This is a genomic window from Patiriisocius sp. 208BN25-11 (assembly GCF_058147145.1).
In genome coordinates this window covers 77368-93165 of the sequence record NZ_JBYVJY010000007.1, presented here as the reverse complement: position 1 = coordinate 93165, position 15798 = coordinate 77368, and the positions used below count along the sequence as shown (strand labels likewise).

15 protein-coding genes are annotated in these 15798 nt (G+C 35.0%); 10 read left to right on the top strand and 5 right to left on the bottom strand.

Going from position 1 to position 15798, the window contains the following annotated elements:
- Position 1 precedes the first annotated feature (1 nt).
- The 4 genes from ACY2RS_RS09965 to ACY2RS_RS09950 all read left to right on the top strand — a co-directional run bounded on the left by ACY2RS_RS09965 (position 2) and on the right by ACY2RS_RS09950 (position 3775).
- Positions 2 to 766 (top strand): anti-sigma factor, encoded by a 765-nt coding sequence (locus tag ACY2RS_RS09965; RefSeq protein ID WP_490098505.1) that lies wholly within the window; start codon positions 2 to 4, stop codon positions 764 to 766.
- A 109-nt stretch (positions 767 to 875) separates the two neighbouring features.
- Positions 876 to 2324, top strand: a complete 1449-nt coding sequence (locus ACY2RS_RS09960; RefSeq protein ID WP_490098504.1) for an MBOAT family O-acyltransferase — start codon at positions 876 to 878, stop codon at positions 2322 to 2324.
- 3 nt (positions 2325 to 2327) lie between these two features.
- Positions 2328 to 3209 (top strand): hypothetical protein, encoded by an 882-nt coding sequence (locus tag ACY2RS_RS09955; protein WP_490098503.1) that lies wholly within the window; start codon positions 2328 to 2330, stop codon positions 3207 to 3209.
- Positions 3210 to 3289: 80 nt separating this feature from the next.
- A complete protein-coding gene (locus tag ACY2RS_RS09950; RefSeq protein WP_490098502.1) occupies positions 3290 to 3775 on the top strand; it encodes a GNAT family N-acetyltransferase in 486 nt (161 codons plus the stop codon).
- An 80-nt stretch (positions 3776 to 3855) separates the two neighbouring features.
- Here ACY2RS_RS09950 and ACY2RS_RS09945 read toward each other — a convergent pair whose 3' ends face one another.
- The 3 genes from ACY2RS_RS09945 to ACY2RS_RS09935 all read right to left on the bottom strand — a co-directional run bounded on the left by ACY2RS_RS09945 (position 3856) and on the right by ACY2RS_RS09935 (position 6760).
- Positions 3856 to 5154, bottom strand: coding sequence for a tetratricopeptide repeat protein (locus ACY2RS_RS09945; RefSeq protein ID WP_490098501.1), 1299 nt, complete (start codon positions 5152 to 5154; stop codon positions 3856 to 3858).
- 156 nt (positions 5155 to 5310) lie between these two features.
- Positions 5311 to 6018, bottom strand: a complete 708-nt coding sequence (locus tag ACY2RS_RS09940) for a DUF4331 family protein (RefSeq protein WP_490098500.1) — start codon at positions 6016 to 6018, stop codon at positions 5311 to 5313.
- A 22-nt stretch (positions 6019 to 6040) separates the two neighbouring features.
- Positions 6041 to 6760 carry a DUF4331 family protein gene (locus ACY2RS_RS09935; RefSeq protein ID WP_490098499.1) on the bottom strand — a complete coding sequence of 240 codons (720 nt, stop codon included), beginning with the start codon at positions 6758 to 6760 and terminating at the stop codon, positions 6041 to 6043.
- A gap of 163 nt (positions 6761 to 6923) precedes the next feature.
- Between ACY2RS_RS09935 and ACY2RS_RS09930 the strand changes: the two genes are divergently transcribed.
- Complete coding sequence (locus tag ACY2RS_RS09930) at positions 6924 to 8117, top strand: LETM1-related biofilm-associated protein (protein WP_490098498.1); 1194 nt, start codon at positions 6924 to 6926, stop codon at positions 8115 to 8117.
- Between the two features lie 413 nt (positions 8118 to 8530).
- On the opposite strand, the gene holA is transcribed toward ACY2RS_RS09930, so the two are convergent.
- A complete protein-coding gene (gene holA, locus ACY2RS_RS09925; RefSeq protein ID WP_490098497.1) occupies positions 8531 to 9532 on the bottom strand; it encodes a DNA polymerase III subunit delta in 1002 nt (333 codons plus the stop codon).
- Between the two features lie 87 nt (positions 9533 to 9619).
- Between holA and ACY2RS_RS09920 the strand changes: the two genes are divergently transcribed.
- From ACY2RS_RS09920 to ACY2RS_RS09900, 5 genes are all read left to right on the top strand, one after another.
- A complete protein-coding gene (locus ACY2RS_RS09920; protein WP_490098496.1) occupies positions 9620 to 10066 on the top strand; it encodes a type I restriction enzyme HsdR N-terminal domain-containing protein in 447 nt (148 codons plus the stop codon).
- 17 nt (positions 10067 to 10083) lie between these two features.
- Positions 10084 to 11088: a glycosyltransferase family 2 protein gene (locus ACY2RS_RS09915; protein WP_490098495.1), complete on the top strand. Its 1005-nt coding sequence runs from the start codon at positions 10084 to 10086 to the stop codon at positions 11086 to 11088.
- Between the two features lie 71 nt (positions 11089 to 11159).
- Positions 11160 to 12014: an OmpA/MotB family protein gene (locus ACY2RS_RS09910; protein WP_490098494.1), complete on the top strand. Its 855-nt coding sequence runs from the start codon at positions 11160 to 11162 to the stop codon at positions 12012 to 12014.
- 77 nt (positions 12015 to 12091) lie between these two features.
- Positions 12092 to 12658: a YdeI/OmpD-associated family protein gene (locus ACY2RS_RS09905; protein WP_490098493.1), complete on the top strand. Its 567-nt coding sequence runs from the start codon at positions 12092 to 12094 to the stop codon at positions 12656 to 12658.
- Positions 12659 to 13540, top strand: coding sequence for an aspartyl protease family protein (locus ACY2RS_RS09900; protein ID WP_490098492.1), 882 nt, complete (start codon positions 12659 to 12661; stop codon positions 13538 to 13540).
- Between the two features lie 9 nt (positions 13541 to 13549).
- Here ACY2RS_RS09900 and ACY2RS_RS09895 read toward each other — a convergent pair whose 3' ends face one another.
- Positions 13550 to 15637: a cache domain-containing protein gene (locus ACY2RS_RS09895; RefSeq protein WP_490098491.1), complete on the bottom strand. Its 2088-nt coding sequence runs from the start codon at positions 15635 to 15637 to the stop codon at positions 13550 to 13552.
- Between the last annotated feature and the right edge of the window lie 161 nt (positions 15638 to 15798).

The following is a 15798-nucleotide window of genomic DNA, read 5'->3' as shown; positions in this document are numbered from 1 at the left end:
TATGACTGCAGAAGAATTGATAACATCTGGAACTTTAGAATTATATGTGTGTGGCGCATTGCCGCAGGCACAAATTCAAAAGGTAGAAGATGCTATTGCTGCATATCCTGAAGTACAAAAAGAAGTGGAACGCATAGAAGCCACTTTACTAAAACTTTCAAAACAAAGTGCTCCAGAACTCTCTCCTTTAGTATGGAGCAAAACACATGCACAAATACGTCAGCCAATGAAACTAGCAACAAAAAGAAATTGGAGTGCCATTACGGGTTGGGCCGCGGCCATTTTATGCATTGGCGGTATTTTATGGATGTTACAAGAACAAGGAAACCTAACAGAGTCTATTGAAATAACACAGCAAGAAAACGAAAAATTACAAAATGAACTCACAAGTATAACTGACATCATTAACGATGTACGAGGTAAAGATTATGCGGTAATTACCTTGCCTGGCAATCAGGCAGTAGCTCCAAATGCATTTGCTAAAGTATATCTCAATAAGAAAGAGCAAATTGCATACATAGATACTAAAGGACTCCCAAAAGCTCCAGATGGAAAAGTGTATCAGGTTTGGTCTTTGCTAATGGATCCACTAACGCCAACGAGTGTTGGATTGATAGATACTAGTAGTAATATAATCTCCCAATTTCACAAATTTAATGACATCGAAGTAGCTCCAGAAGCCTTTGGAATTACTCTAGAACCTGCCGGAGGGAGTGATACTCCTACCCTATCGCAATTGTATACTTTAGGAAGTGTTTCACCATAAAAAACGCTTCTTACAAAAGCCTTGTTTCTCATTAATAATTATACCTTTGCGCCCCATATACTATACTTTATTCTTTGGAAGATAATATTCAATAAAAATGTTTCAATAAATGCTTTTTAACTCAATTGACTTTGCAATTTTCTTGCCGATAGTATTTATACTTTATTGGTTTGTAACAAAGAACAACTTAAAACTACAAAACGTTCTAATTGTTGCAGCAAGTTATTTATTCTATGGTTGGTGGGACTGGAGATTTTTATTTTTAATTCTATTTAGCACTATAGTTGATTATTCGGTTGGAATGTCACTAAAAACTGAAAATAACCAAACAAAAAGAAAGGTTTTATTATGGATCAGTATTCTTGTAAATCTAGGATTTCTTGGATTCTTTAAATATTACAATTTTTTCTTAGACAATTTTGTAACCGCATTTAGTTTTTTTGGAAATCCAATAAACCCCCAAGGATTAAATATTATACTTCCTGTAGGAATTAGTTTTTACACATTTCAGACGCTGAGTTACACCATAGACGTTTACAAAAGGAAACTCACAGCAACAAAAGACTTTGTAGCCTTTTCTGCATTTGTAAGCTTCTTTCCGCAATTAGTTGCTGGTCCCATAGAAAGAGCAACACATTTACTTCCACAATTCTATAAAAAAAGAAAATTTGACTACGCATTAGCGATTGATGGTTTGCGTCAAATACTTTGGGGCTTATTTAAGAAAGTAGTAATCGCAGATAACTGTGCTGAATTTGCCAACCAAATTTTTAATAATTCGGCAGATATGAATGGTAGCACTTTGGTTTTAGGTGCTATATTCTTTACGTTTCAAATTTACGGGGATTTTTCAGGCTACTCAGATATAGCTATAGGAACATCGCGGCTTTTTGGTTTTGATTTAATGCAAAACTTTAACTTCCCCTATTTTTCAAGAGATATTGCAGAATTTTGGAGAAAATGGCATATCTCACTTTCAACTTGGTTTAGAGATTACCTTTATATTCCCTTAGGTGGTAGTCGTGGTGGCAAGTGGATGAGAATAAGAAATACGTTTATCATTTTTGTCGTTAGCGGATTTTGGCATGGTGCAAATTGGACATTTATTGTTTGGGGTGCGTTGAATGCCATCTATTTCTTACCACTTTTGTTGACCAATAACAATCGTAATAATTTAGAAATAGTAGCGAAAGGTAAATACATTCCAAGCCTAAAAGACTTTTCATTTATGTTGCTCACCTTTGGACTAACTGTTTTTGCATGGATATTTTTTAGGGCAGAAAATATGAGTCACGCTATAAAATATATTTCAGAGATTTTTTCTACATCTCTTTTTGAACTACCAAACTTTTTAGGAATGAAAAGTGCTCTAACAACCATAATTCTTACCTGTATCTTCATTTTAATTGAATGGTTAGGGAGAGAACAACAATTCGCATTACAAAAATTTGGTGTTACATGGAAAAGACCATTGAGATATGCAATGTACTATGCAATTATAATCTCAATATTTTGGTTTGGTGGCAATGAGCAGCAATTTATTTATTTTCAATTTTAATTTATGCAAAAGTTTTTATCAAAAACGATCATTTTTACATTGTTCCCAATTTTATATTTTGGAGCAAATATGATGATTAATTACTTGTTTTATAAAAATCAAGTGGTACCGGATATTAAAACTGACGTTCTTATTGTAGGGGATTCACATCCTCAAAAAAGTTTAAATCCAGCATATTTTAATAGTGCTAAAAACATCTCTCAACCAGCTGAACCTTATGTATTGACGTATTGGAAATTGAAAAACATATTCCAGTCATATGTTCCTGACACTTTAATTATTGGATTTGCGCCTCATAATATTTCTAAATTCAATGACTTTAAATTTTCGAATAAAAAATGGTCAAGTGAAATGTTTAAAAGAAGCTACACAATTGAAGAGTTTCATAAAATTTCAAATAAAATCCCTGTAGATTATACAACATTCTATAAAACCGTATTGAAACAAACTGCCTTTTACCCTAAAAAAAACCACATTAATTATATCGGCAATTATTCGAACCATAACAATACTGACCTTAGTGATCCAGAAACCGCTATAAAACGTCATTATTACCAAAATGAAATTGAATTAAATGTATCAGAATTAGCCGTTAATTTTTTAGACTCTATTGTTGAATTATGTAATTCAAGGAAGATTGAATTAATAATGATTAGTAACCCTGTGCACCAAAAATATCTAAATAATATTCCTATTCCCATAATGGAACGCTATACTCATTTAACTAAAAAGTATCGTTTAGATCATACTATGTTTAATAAAACAGAAGAGATCTATCCAGATTCACTTTACCTAGATTTTGATCACTTAAATGAAACTGGAGCTAAAAGATTTACAATGGAACTAATGAAGTACTTGAATAGCAATCCAAGAGAACATTTATAATATAAATCTGTTATCTTACAGCTACAAAACCTTGTATGCCATTTGGTTATAATTAGCGCTGTTCAATACCATCTCACAAAATGAATACATCATTGTTTTTAGCAAATGACTTTGAAGTTCCAGAAGAACTTGAAACAAATCGACTTCGCCTACGAATGTTAAAAGTTTCTGATGTAGTGAAAGATTATGACGCAGTAATGTCCAGTATTTCACATTTACAAACAACTAAACCCTTTGGTCCAAATCATAATTGGCCTAAAGATTTGACTTTTGAACAGAACTTAATTGATCTAGGCTGGCATCAAAAAGAGTTTCAACGAAGATCATCATTTGCTTATACAGTCATGAACCTCGAAGAGAGTAAATGTCTAGGTTGTATTTATATAGAGCCTTCTTCAAACCCAAAATATGAGGCAATGGTCATATTATGGGTAAGACAAAGTGAAGTAGAGAATGGTTTAGATCAGTACTTATTTGAAACGGTTAAGGAATGGATTTCTGAAAAATGGCCATTTAACACCATTGCTTATCCTGGTCGAGAAATAAGCTGGGAGGAATGGAATTGATGATTTCAACTATGCATACCAAAGAATTTAGCAGAAGAAGATTTCTCAAAACCCTATACAATAATCAAATTATATTTTTTCTATAAACTCTCTGCGGTTTCACTTAACATAGGTCCAATTTCATAACTAGCTTCAGCCAATTCGGCTTTCAATGCCTTTACTTTTTCATCCATTCCATTGGCTTTATACACCATTGCGCTATGCAACAATGCCATAGGCTCTGATGTCTTGTCTGCGACAAATGTTTCTATAGTATTTAGTGCTGCTGCATCTTCTCCATTCGCCAACTGCGCCAATGCTAACAAATGATAAGTCTCTGGTGTCGCTCTATTATTCACTTCTTCATGTGCTAACAACAAGGCCTTTTCTGGATCAAGGTCTACCAATGTTTCAATGTTATACGTATTGTACATGGCTCCATACATAGGATTTTCAGTAGCAGTTAAAAACTGATCAGTATACTTTTTTGCATCCTTATTATTCTCTTCATAAGCTGCCATTTCTGCTTTTAGTAAATAATAGTCGGGTACTTCATGATGCTTCATGAGTGTATCTAATATAAGATTGGCTTCGGAAATATTATGTTCTTTCGAATATAAGATCCAAGCAATTCCCTTTTTTGCATAGGCATTGTCGGGCTGTAACGAAAGTGTTTTTAAATAATGTTCGTAGGAGGCTTTAATATTTCCGTCGTGACCATAATAATCTGCTATGTTTGAGTACGTCCAAATTTTTAAAAGTTTACTATTTCTAGATTCAGCAATCTTCATGGCGCGTTCCATATAGCGAATCGCGGCATCTAATTGCCCTTTATGATCGCTCCATTTCGAAATTCGAATGAGGTAGTTATAATCGCTTGGATTATCTAATTTTTTTAAAAGCGTTTCTGCCTTTTCATACGATCCTATTTCCATGTAGCAATCAAATAACATCAACTCTGTTGCATGTTTATTGGAGACTCCTTTATAGCTTTCTTCAAGTAAAGCTGTTGCTTCTTTAAAACGATGTTGCGAAATATAGTTCTTAGCCAAAGCACGTACATAGCCATCTTTTATATTTTGAGAAGCTACCTGAATGGCTTTTTTGTAGACCGTTTCGGCATCTTTGAGAAAGTCAATCTTTCCAGACGTTTCAAATAACTTTGAATAAGCTCCTGCTAAAGGACCTAAGTCACCAACACCTGTCGAGTCTTCTCCTAGTCGTTTTGACCAAAATTGTTGTTCTTTTAAAGCACTTTTATAGCTTTTTGTTTGATCTGCTGCTAGATATTCGGCATAATCTGCAGGATTTGTTATGCCAATAAGTTCAGTGTTTTCTCGCTCATTTTTACAGCCCATGAAGAGCAGTACCATACAAAAGCAATAGCATAGTTGTTTCATATTTCAGAAATTGTAATGTTAACAATAGCATATAAAAAAACTGTCCAAAGTATATATCCTTGTCCGGTTGAGCGCAGTCGAAACCTATTGTAAGTTTTCGACTGTACTAGAGCAAACAGATTCTATTCGTTTAGACAGTTTAAAAAATAAATACTTCTAAGGCATTAAAACAGGTCCTTCTAAATAAGGAAATGCACCATAGGTTCTCGTTCCAAGATCAACGCCATCAAAGGTAAGTTGTGGTGTTCCATTTTGACCATCAAATCTGGTTCCTGTGGTTCCTCCAAACATAAGTGTGAGCGAAATATCAATCACATCATCTTCTAGACCTCTTCCAGTTAATGCTACTCCTGTATCACCATCATAGTATACCGTTTGTCCATTTGGAGCCACTTGTAAAGCATCAAATTGAGCTAAAACTGTTGTAAAGGTGGCAGCATCCAATCCTAGAATATTTGTTTCATAGTTTACAACAGCTGGATCTAATCCTAAGGCTATAGCATAGACATCGTGTAAAAACTCTAATCTATCCTGAAAAATAGGTTGAAAAGAAGCACGCTCTGTTGGGATTCTTCTATTATAATCGTTTTTCACTGCATCGGTACCACTAAATACAGTATTTATTCCTGGGCGTCCCATACTATCTTCTTGTGCATAGGTGCCAGAAAAATCTGCAGCATTTGCACCTGTACAAGGCTCACAAGATCCACCACAGTCAACCCCTGTTTCAATTCCATTTTGGATACCATCGGTACAGGTAGCCTCGTTTAAGATATTTCCGTTATCATCGTCATCGGCACATTGTACAAACAATAAAGCGGCACAAATAGCAACGAATACTAATTTTATATTATTTACTTTCATCTTCGTATTTTTTATAATGTGTTTATTGTTTTCTGCTCGTAGTTATCCAAATATTGTAGGCATCAGGTAATGCTCCAGGAGGAAACAAACCTGCATCTACCGCTACGTGTGTTGGTGCCACTCCTAGCATAGAATTTGGCACTTCTACCACAACAGCTAATACATTTAAATCTTCAAAGAAATCGCTAGCCTCATCTGGAGGTAAAAATCCTTCGGGTGCTACAGCTCCTGAGGTTACTAGGTTAAACCTATTGAAATCGAAGTAAAATGGATCTCTTCTAGGTCCTGCATACACTTGCATCCCGTTATTGGTTTCTGTCTCTACAGTTTCTGTATCTGAAATTTTAACCGCCGTTCTTGTTGCTGTTGTAACAATACTACTATTTAATCCTGTTTCTACGGGCGCTACCGGACCAAAGAAATACATAGAATCGCCACGTCTTACGGCCTGAATTACTAGATCTTCTACAAAATCTCCCGTATTATCAATATTAAACTCAATCAATACATCTTCGTCGAACCTTGCATTGGTGGTTTGTTCCATAGGTGCTAAGGGTCCTTGAACCGTTGCTACCAAAACTGTATTGTCTGGATTGTCTCCTTCAAAAGCAAAGAAATCTGCTATATCTGTTGTGGTTGCTGCTACATCTGGAGCATCAATATGATCTGCCGCAAGCAAAAACATGGAGAGACAGGCAACGCCTAATCCGCCAATGGCCGCAAATATTTTTGTTTTTTTCATAATAGTTTTGGTTTTTAAAAAATTATATTGTTTTATTTACCCAACTTACGACAAATGTACACCGAGTGGTTTTCTAAAAAAGGTTAATATTTTGTTAACGTATTTTTTATCATTTTAATCTGTCGTTAAAGATAATTTGTAATATTTAATTTGTAGCATATAAATGAATCCTTCTGCACAAGATTGGATAAAAAAATTTTTAAGCACCTATTCCAAGGAAGCTATTGCTTTGGCGTATCCTTCAGGTACTAATTTTTACAAGTCATTAAAAGATACTGGTTTTTTATATGGAGACGCCAATGCACTACTCGTAAAAAACGATATCGATATAAAACTGTCGCATGAAGAGTTTACGAAGGTGAACTTATTTCATGCTCTTTTGTATACAGGAATCATTCACACGCCCAATGCAACACTTACAGAAATCACATCTAGTATTGTCAAATATTACAAGGCACTTGACAAAGGAAAAACAAGCTTCTTACAGTCAATAACATTTTCGACTTCCGAAACTGCCAACCTAGAACACATTTTAGCAAAACGGGTCCATGAATCGAATACAGTATACAAAACAAATGCAGTTTCTTTACTAACCCATGCATTGTTGTATATAGACGTATTGGCTTTTGAACATTGGTTACTAGGCAGTAAAGACACCAAACAGTTTATAAAACGATTAGAGCAACAAACCATTATTTGCTGCTTTTCATTGCTAAAAGCAAAACAGAAAAAAAACAAATACGACAAACTGCTCATAGAGCTTTTTGAAGGATCCTCACAATACATACTCTCAAAAGGCACTTTTGAAACCACGCTACGCAAAGAAAACTTTAGCCACTACACTCCTTGTGCAAAACACTATTTGCTAGATCTTAGTTGTTTGGCTGTTTGGGAAGACAAAGCGCTGGATCCAAACGAATTGCAATACTTAAAAGAACTAAGTAGCAACCTCGGTTTTTCAGAAAATGCCATTCAAGAAAGTATCAATCATATTAAAACATTCTCAAAACAATCTGAGAAAAAAGTAACGCTGTTTGAGTATGCAACGCCTATAAAACAGTTTTACAAACAATCTACTGGTACTGTACAACGACTTATTATTAGAAACAAAGACCGTTTCCAGAAAGAATTACAAGAAAGCGGAGAGCTTTTAAAGTTATTAGGAAGTTCTACCCACAGAGAGCTTTCAAAGCAAGAAAAAGGAAAAGTAAAAGAACAGTTGTTAGACATCTGTAAAACGGTACCTTCACTAACTATTTTCTTGCTCCCTGGCGGTGCTATATTGCTTCCACTATTGGTGAAGTTTATCCCAAAACTACTCCCCTCTTCGTTTGCTGAAAATAGAGTGGATGATTAGTCATGAATGACGGGTGAAGGGTGTAATAATTTGAAACCTGTTTTTCTGAAATGTTACAACTCGATATTAATTTCGATGTCATAAAGAAAGATTACCCTTTAGGGCTAGGGAAAAATGTTTCGATATCAATTTCAGTTTCGATTTCTCCCGAAGTTTCGGGATCAATTTCGATTGTCGTGCTTAGCCTGTCGAAGCATCCTCAATAGTTTTAAACCAACGCCCTTCGACTCCCGAAACTTCTGGACAGGGTGACACTACTATTCAAACATAGTTCTTGAGTACTCTCTTTGACCCTTTGAAACTTTGAAGATTCTAAAAAGAGTGGAGATGTCGATGTGTTGAAAAGTTTAGTTTGTTGTTCGTCTTCGATTTCGATTTCGGTTTCAAATCACTAACATTTCCGAAGAAAAAAATCAATTAAATATTTTAACCAACAACTCTTTCAACAAATCTCCTTGTGGCGTATTTGCAGCACCAACTCCTTTACTCTTTAGATCTACTTCTCGAATGACACTAATAATAGCACTCACTTTTTTCATCGGATAGTTACGTGAAGCTAGCTGGTAATCTTTCACAAAATACGGACTCATTCCCAAGGATTTCGCAGCGTCTGCTTTGTTTGTTAAGGCATGGTATTTTAATAATTTCACAAAGAAACTATACAGCAAAGAAACTGTCATAACTATTGGATTGTTCTTCGGGTTTTGTCCAAAATATTGCACAATCGCAAAAGCCTTTTGAATGTCACGTTCTCCAATTGCTTTTTGTAATTCGAAATTATTAAAGTCTTTACTAATACCTATGTTCTCCTCAATTAACTGCGGAGTGATTTGAGCTCCTTTTTGTATAATGAGTTGTAATTTTTGAAGCTCATTATTGATTTTCCCTAAGTCGGTCCCCAAAAACTCAGTAAGCATTTGCGAAGCTTTAGGTGTTATGGTATAGCCCTTTGATGCCAGCGTACTTTGTATCCAACTGGGAATTTGATTGTCGTATAATTTTTTACTTTCAAACAACACACCCGACTTCTTTACAGCCTTGCTCAGTTTTTTTCTAGCATCTAGTTTTTTGTATTTGTAACAAATCACCAATACGGTTGTAGGTTGCGGATTCTCGACATAGGCGACCAAGTTTTCGATGGTACGTGAAAGATCTTGCGCTTCTTTTACAATCACCACTTGTCGTTCTGCCATCATTGGGTACCGCTTTGCATTGCTCACAATATCATCTACACTAACATCTCTACCATACAATACCATTTGGTTAAAGCCTTTCTCTTCTTCTGCCAAGACCGTTTTTTCTATGTATTCTGAAATAGCATCTATATAAAACGCTTCCTCACCCATTAAAAAATAGATGGGTGCAATAGTACCTTGCTGAATGTTTTTTACAATTTCTTTTGCTTGCGCAGACATAGATTAATTTCTGAAATGTTAGCAATTTGAGCACAAGTTAAGTAGATTTTACAAAGGGGATATCTCTAGAAAGATTATTTTTACCTCATGCAACAGCTCAACTTTAAGCAGTATTCATTTCGATTCAAAAGTAGGGAAAACAAACCATTGATTTTTGATGTGGTGCGAAAAAAATTTCTAGTCCTTACTCCAGAAGAATGGGTACGCCAAAACACCCTTCAATACTTAATTCATGAGCTGCATATTCCCTTATCATTAATCAATGTTGAAAAACAGATTAAAGTATTTGATACCATAAAACGATATGACATTGTTGCCTATAATCCAGATGGAAGCATTCACCTTATTGTAGAGTGTAAGGCTCCAAAAATTAACATTACACAGGACACTTTCGATCAAATAGCACGCTATAATTTTGTATTAAAAAGCACCTATTTAATGGTCACCAACGGACTAGCGCATTACTCTTGTCAGATGGATTTTGAAAAAGAGCAGTACTCATTTTTAGAAACCTTACCCATATATAAAAAATAAGCTCTTATTTTGCACTCATGAATATTGCTGTTGTCATTCTTAACTACAATGGAAGGGATTTATTAGCCCAGTTCTTACCAGCTGTTATAACACATTCAAAAGATGCAACCATTTATGTTGCAGACAACGCTTCAACCGATGATAGTGTGCTGCATGTAAAGGGACACTTTAGTGAGGTGTCCATTATTCAAAACACAGAAAACGGCGGATACGCAAAAGGATATAATGATGCTTTAAAACATCTTGATGAAGATATTTTTGTACTTCTCAATAGTGACGTAGAAGTTACAAAAGGATGGTTAGAACCTATTAAAAAAGCGTTTAAAAACAATACCGCTCTAGTTGCTGTACAACCCAAAATACTAGATTACAAAAACAAAACGCATTTTGAATATGCAGGGGCCGCAGGAGGTTACATTGACGCACTTGGCTATCCGTATTGCAGAGGTCGCATTTTTGATACCTTAGAAAAAGATAACGGACAATACAATGATACGACTTCTATTTTTTGGGCAAGTGGTGCTTGCTTGTTTGTAAAAAAAGAAGCGTTTAACAAGGCAGGCGGATTTGATGAAGATCTCTTTGCTCATCAAGAAGAAATAGACCTATGTTGGCGCATGCAACAAGAAGGTGGAATCATTCATTATATTGGAGAAACAACGGTGTATCATGTAGGAGGTGCTACCCTGCCAACAGAAAACCCAAAGAAAACGTTCTATAATTTTAGAAATTCCTTGCTCATCATGCTAAAAAATCACCCAAAAAGGTCCGTTTGGGGGATACTCTTTATAAGAATGATACTAGATGGCGTTGCTGCCCTTCAATTTTTAGTAAAAGGGAAATATAGGCACTTTTTCGCCGTCTTTAATGCACATCTTTCATTTTATAGATTACTACCCAAATTTCTAACGAAAAGAAAGAAACCGTTACAAAATGTATCTTATTACCAAATAAAATCAATTGTTTGGAAGTATTTTATTAGAAAAAAAACTACTTTTAACACAATAAAGGAACACTATTAAAGTATTGTTAATCGATGCAACGATAGCAATCATTTTAATATTTTTGAATTACATAAAAACCCAATAGAGTCATGAAGAAAATACTCATTTTAGCAATGTGTGGAATTGTTTTATTTCCATCATGTGTCGCTTCAAAGAAATACAAAGAACTAGAAGCCGAATACCAAAAAAACAAAGACCTACTAAATACAGCAACTGTAAAATTAAATAGTTGTGAAAAAGACAAAGCGGCCGCAAATGCTCGCCTAGCTTCTTTAGAAGAACGTCTTGCTGAAATGCGCAAAACAAATCAAGATCTTATTGAGAGCTCAAAAGACATGACAGTCTTAACACAACAAGGAGCTACGAATCTTGAAAAATCTCTTGAAAGCTTAAAAGAAAAAGATCTTAAAATTTCAAGATTACAAGATGCACTTACCAAAAAAGATAGTGTAACACTTGCACTTGTTACCAGCTTGAAAAAAGAAGTGGGTATGAATGATGAGGACATTGAGATTAATGTAGAGAAAAGTGTGGTGTTTATCTCGTTGAGTGATAAAGTACTTTTTAGAACTGGAAGTTATAACGTTACCTCAAGAGCAAAAGAAATTCTTGGAAAAGTAGCAACCGTTATCAACGGAAAACCAGATTTTGAAGCAATGGTAGAAGGTCACACAGATAATGTACCTTACAATGGAAGCATCATTACAGACAACTGGGATTTAAGTGTGAAGCGTGCAACTTCTATCGTAAGAGAATTACAAGCCTTAGGAGTTAGACCAGAACAATTGATTGCTGCAGGTCGTGGAGAACATGTACCTCTAGTAGCCAACGATAGCCCTGAGAATAGATCCATAAATAGAAGAACGAAAATCTTAATTCTTCCTAAAATTGATCAGTTCTATGAAATGATCGAAGATGAGATGAAAACCTTATCTGAAGAATAAAAAATAATACAAATAAAAACCCAACCCAACGGTTGGGTTTTTTTGTTTATACAAAGTAAAAACGACCCAGACAGCATATGGAAAGACCCATGTTATATTTCCCTAGAGATGTAGAATGGTATGATTGGTTACTGTCGAATCATAATCAATACCCAAAAGGGGTACAACTCATATTCTACAAACTTGAAAACAAACAACCCACAATGCGCTGGGAAGAAGCCGTAAAAGTAGCCTTATGTTTTGGATGGATTGATAGCACTGTAAAAAGCCTAGGGAATGGAAAAAGACAACAACTATTCACGCCACGAAACCCTAAAAGCACCTGGAGCGCACTTAACAAATCCTACATTAACGAACTTACAACCAACAACCTCATTCATGAAAGTGGATTAAAAATGATTATATTAGCCAAAGAGAGCGGTACTTGGACAGCCATGGATGATGCAGAAAATTTGGTGATTCCAAAAGCGCTCCAAAAAGCGTTTGATGTAAATTCAGATGCTTTTGAGTTTTATACCTCATTGGCCCCGGGATACAAAAAGAGCTATCTAAGGTGGATTGCTAGTGCAAAAAGAGAAGAAACAAAACAAAAGCGTATTATCGAAATTATTCGATTATGTGCGCTGCAAAAAAAATCAAGATAAATGAGAAAACTCCTATGGTTCCTATTTATTGCAGCAATACCTATTGCAAAAGCACAACAAGTAATCCCCTTCCAACTTGGAGATGATAATAGAATTTATGTAAAAGCAAGTGTCAATAATAGCGACACTCTTTCCTTTATTTTTGATACTGGTGCAAACGACATGGTATTAAATACCTCTAGGGTGAATGAAGAAGACATCAATATTACGTTTAACAGTACCACTGAAAACTTAGGAGCAAATGGTACCTCACAACAAATTTTTAGTGCAAACAATACCATTAGTACCTATGGAATGACTGTTAAAAATCTAGATTTCGTCGGAATTCCATATCCAAGCAGTTATGTTTTCGACGGAGTTATTGGCTGGCATTTTTTTAGAGACAAAGTTGTTACCATAGATTTTGAACACCTTCAACTCATCGTAAGTGATGCATTACCCATTGATATAGCTAGTTATCATCAACAAGATATGGTTTACATTAACGGGGTACCAAATATTGACGTCACGGTCATTAAACCCAATGGAATTGAAGCCACGTTTTCAGCAATTTTAGACACAGGCTATAATGGAGAATTATTAGTGTATTATAAAACTGTAAACGACAATGATTTATTGAATAAATTTAGAGTTATAGGAGAATCAACTTCTATGGGTACAGATGGTAACGCTAGTATGAGTGACAATGTAATTATCCCAGAAATTGGTATTGGTAATGCTATCGTTCCTAACGCTCCCGCATATCTTACTAAAACACCTTCTGATAGTTCGTTTCAAGCTATTTTAGGGGGAAGTATTTTAAAACGCTACACCATTATTGTAGACTTTAAATCACACGATTGTTTTTTAAAACCAAATGCAACTATAAGTAATCCGTTTTAACTAATAATTTTAGTAAAACAAAAACAAACTCACTAGTAATACCAATACTAAAAAAGTAGGCCAAAAAACAGCTTTGATCACAAGGTTGTCTTTGTAATCAAACATAGAGCGCTCAGGTTTGGTGTACATAATTAGATTATAGGTAGACAAAACAATCATTATATAGGTGATAAAATAAAAATACTCCATGTAAATGAGCTCTGCAGTTTCAATACTTTTTCGCAAATCAATATGCGAAAATACCAAGACAAAAAAGAAGGCAGTCATCCCTTGTACAATCCCAGAATCTGTTAGTTTAGTATCGCTCTTATTGGCTGCATAAATCATAATAAACATCATCAACAACGTCACAAATATCGGAATGAGGTAGGTTACAAAAGCATTGATGAGGACACGTTTTATATTGATATTAAAATGCAATTCTGGAACTTCAGTCACACGGGAACCATTGGTAAACCCAAAGGTATTTCCGTAATCAAAATACTGATAACTAAAATAGCTTTCCAAAATCTTATTTCCGCTAAGCGAAATATTAGAACTCAATCCACTTTTTTGAGAGGGATTGGTTACGGCGTAACTATCCAAATCTGGAGTAAACAGCAAATTATCACTTCTATTTAATGGTTGGATTTCTAGATTTAAATTTCGCTTATCGAAAGGGTATTTACTATAGATAAAATTCAGTTTGGCGGTTAATCTAAAATCGTAACCAATTAACACCATATCGCCTTGTTCTTCTCGATACATTTCTTCTATAAACACTGCTTCGGCAAAGGGAGATGCCTGCGGAAATCTTATTCCTTCAGTCACTTCCTTCAAAATTTCCTTTGGGTATTTTTGCCAAATGCGTCCGCTCAAGTTTACATTATAACTATCCATAAAACTCAACTCATCCACAAACAATCCAGTTGGAATAACAGTGGGCAATGGAAGATTATTTTTAGTAGCCTTTAAATTTTCAGCATTTACAATAGAACTCAAGGTGGTATTATCGGTTACCGGCGGACTCTCACTCACGACAGTAGCATCTTTGGCAGAATGTTCTAAATAGCCAATAAAGAATACATTCGCCAATAATATAAAGCTACCAAACAAGCTTAAAATCCATACTTCCTTGGTAGATAAAAAATCATGATTAAAATACAAGCCTAATAAGCAAAACAACACCAAACACCCAGTTATTGCTATATTGATAAGTTTCTTCTTGGCTTGTGTGTCTGGACCTAATAAATCTTCTGTAAAGAATAAAACACCAATGCTCCATTTTGAAGAGGGAACCGTATCGTAATAAAATAAGGTTTCTTGTTTCTTCTCTTTCGAAATAAAGGAAACGGCACCTTTTTTTCCTTCTAACATATCGCCATATGCTTTTTTAAGTTCAACATGTACTTCCTCAGCTTGCAATTGAGCAACTGTTTTTGAACCCGCATATTCGTTAATAGGATGTGCCAAAACGGTCCCTTTTTTTGAACTCACAAAACCAAATCCTGTTTTCCCTAAACTTAACGAATGAATTAATTCTGTAAATCCTTTTAATGAGATGGTCATAGAAACCATTCCTTTCATAGAACCATCTGGGTTGTAAAAGGGAATTCCATAATCTGTAATTAAAGTCTGCACTACTTGCCCATAGTAAGGCTCTACCCATTGTGTTCCTTCATCTCTTATCTTTACATACCAGGTAGTCGTTTCGAGAGATGCATCTGTATAGTCATAGTAACTCTCGAGTTGAAAAATAGTATCCTCATTCTTATCATAATAAGGTGCATACAAACGCTTTTCTGGATATTGATCAGGTTCGTAAGCTACCGTAATCCCTAATATTTCATCTACCAACAAACTACGCTCTTTTAGCAAGGCATTAACTGCACTTGGCGAAAGCGTTTCTTGCTCCATTAGTTTTGCTATAGCACTTCCAGAAGCCATTACTTCTTGTAAAACACCTTCTATTTCGTTTTTTAACGCTGCAGTAACCTCTTCTCCTTTAGAGGTCGCAGTTGTATTTCGCTCTTTTAAATACTGAACATAACTAAACACAAAATAGCCTAACAATACAATAAGCGCAGCGGTAACTAGATAGGTAATTTTTTTGAACATATAACCTTGTTATTAATCCCATAAAGATACTCAAAAGGCAGCATACCATTTTAGGTAACCATGAGTGCTTTTTACTATTCTGAAATATTAGCACCCCACATTCCCTAAAATTTTCTTAATTAAAAATCAATACCCGCAAATACTCATATCTTTAGAGCCTT

What these genes read in the sequence shown, in the direction of transcription:
- ACY2RS_RS09930 (WP_490098498.1), top strand. Translation starts at nt 6,924, where the DNA reads ATGAATCCTTCTGCACAAGATTGGATAAAAAAATTTTTAAGCACCTAT.
- ACY2RS_RS09950 (WP_490098502.1), top strand. Translation starts at nt 3,290, where the DNA reads ATGAATACATCATTGTTTTTAGCAAATGACTTTGAAGTTCCAGAAGAA.
- ACY2RS_RS09955 (WP_490098503.1), top strand. Translation starts at nt 2,328, where the DNA reads ATGCAAAAGTTTTTATCAAAAACGATCATTTTTACATTGTTCCCAATT.
- ACY2RS_RS09935 (WP_490098499.1), bottom strand. Translation starts at nt 6,760, where the DNA reads ATGAAAAAAACAAAAATATTTGCGGCCATTGGCGGATTAGGCGTTGCC.
- ACY2RS_RS09895 (WP_490098491.1), bottom strand. Translation starts at nt 15,637, where the DNA reads ATGTTCAAAAAAATTACCTATCTAGTTACCGCTGCGCTTATTGTATTG.
- ACY2RS_RS09900 (WP_490098492.1), top strand. Translation starts at nt 12,659, where the DNA reads ATGAGAAAACTCCTATGGTTCCTATTTATTGCAGCAATACCTATTGCA.
- ACY2RS_RS09960 (WP_490098504.1), top strand. Translation starts at nt 876, where the DNA reads ATGCTTTTTAACTCAATTGACTTTGCAATTTTCTTGCCGATAGTATTT.
- ACY2RS_RS09915 (WP_490098495.1), top strand. Translation starts at nt 10,084, where the DNA reads ATGAATATTGCTGTTGTCATTCTTAACTACAATGGAAGGGATTTATTA.
- ACY2RS_RS09940 (WP_490098500.1), bottom strand. Translation starts at nt 6,018, where the DNA reads ATGAAAGTAAATAATATAAAATTAGTATTCGTTGCTATTTGTGCCGCT.
- ACY2RS_RS09945 (WP_490098501.1), bottom strand. Translation starts at nt 5,154, where the DNA reads ATGAAACAACTATGCTATTGCTTTTGTATGGTACTGCTCTTCATGGGC.
- ACY2RS_RS09965 (WP_490098505.1), top strand. Translation starts at nt 2, where the DNA reads ATGACTGCAGAAGAATTGATAACATCTGGAACTTTAGAATTATATGTG.
- ACY2RS_RS09905 (WP_490098493.1), top strand. Translation starts at nt 12,092, where the DNA reads ATGGAAAGACCCATGTTATATTTCCCTAGAGATGTAGAATGGTATGAT.
- ACY2RS_RS09910 (WP_490098494.1), top strand. Translation starts at nt 11,160, where the DNA reads ATGAAGAAAATACTCATTTTAGCAATGTGTGGAATTGTTTTATTTCCA.
- ACY2RS_RS09920 (WP_490098496.1), top strand. Translation starts at nt 9,620, where the DNA reads ATGCAACAGCTCAACTTTAAGCAGTATTCATTTCGATTCAAAAGTAGG.
- holA (WP_490098497.1), bottom strand. Translation starts at nt 9,532, where the DNA reads ATGTCTGCGCAAGCAAAAGAAATTGTAAAAAACATTCAGCAAGGTACT.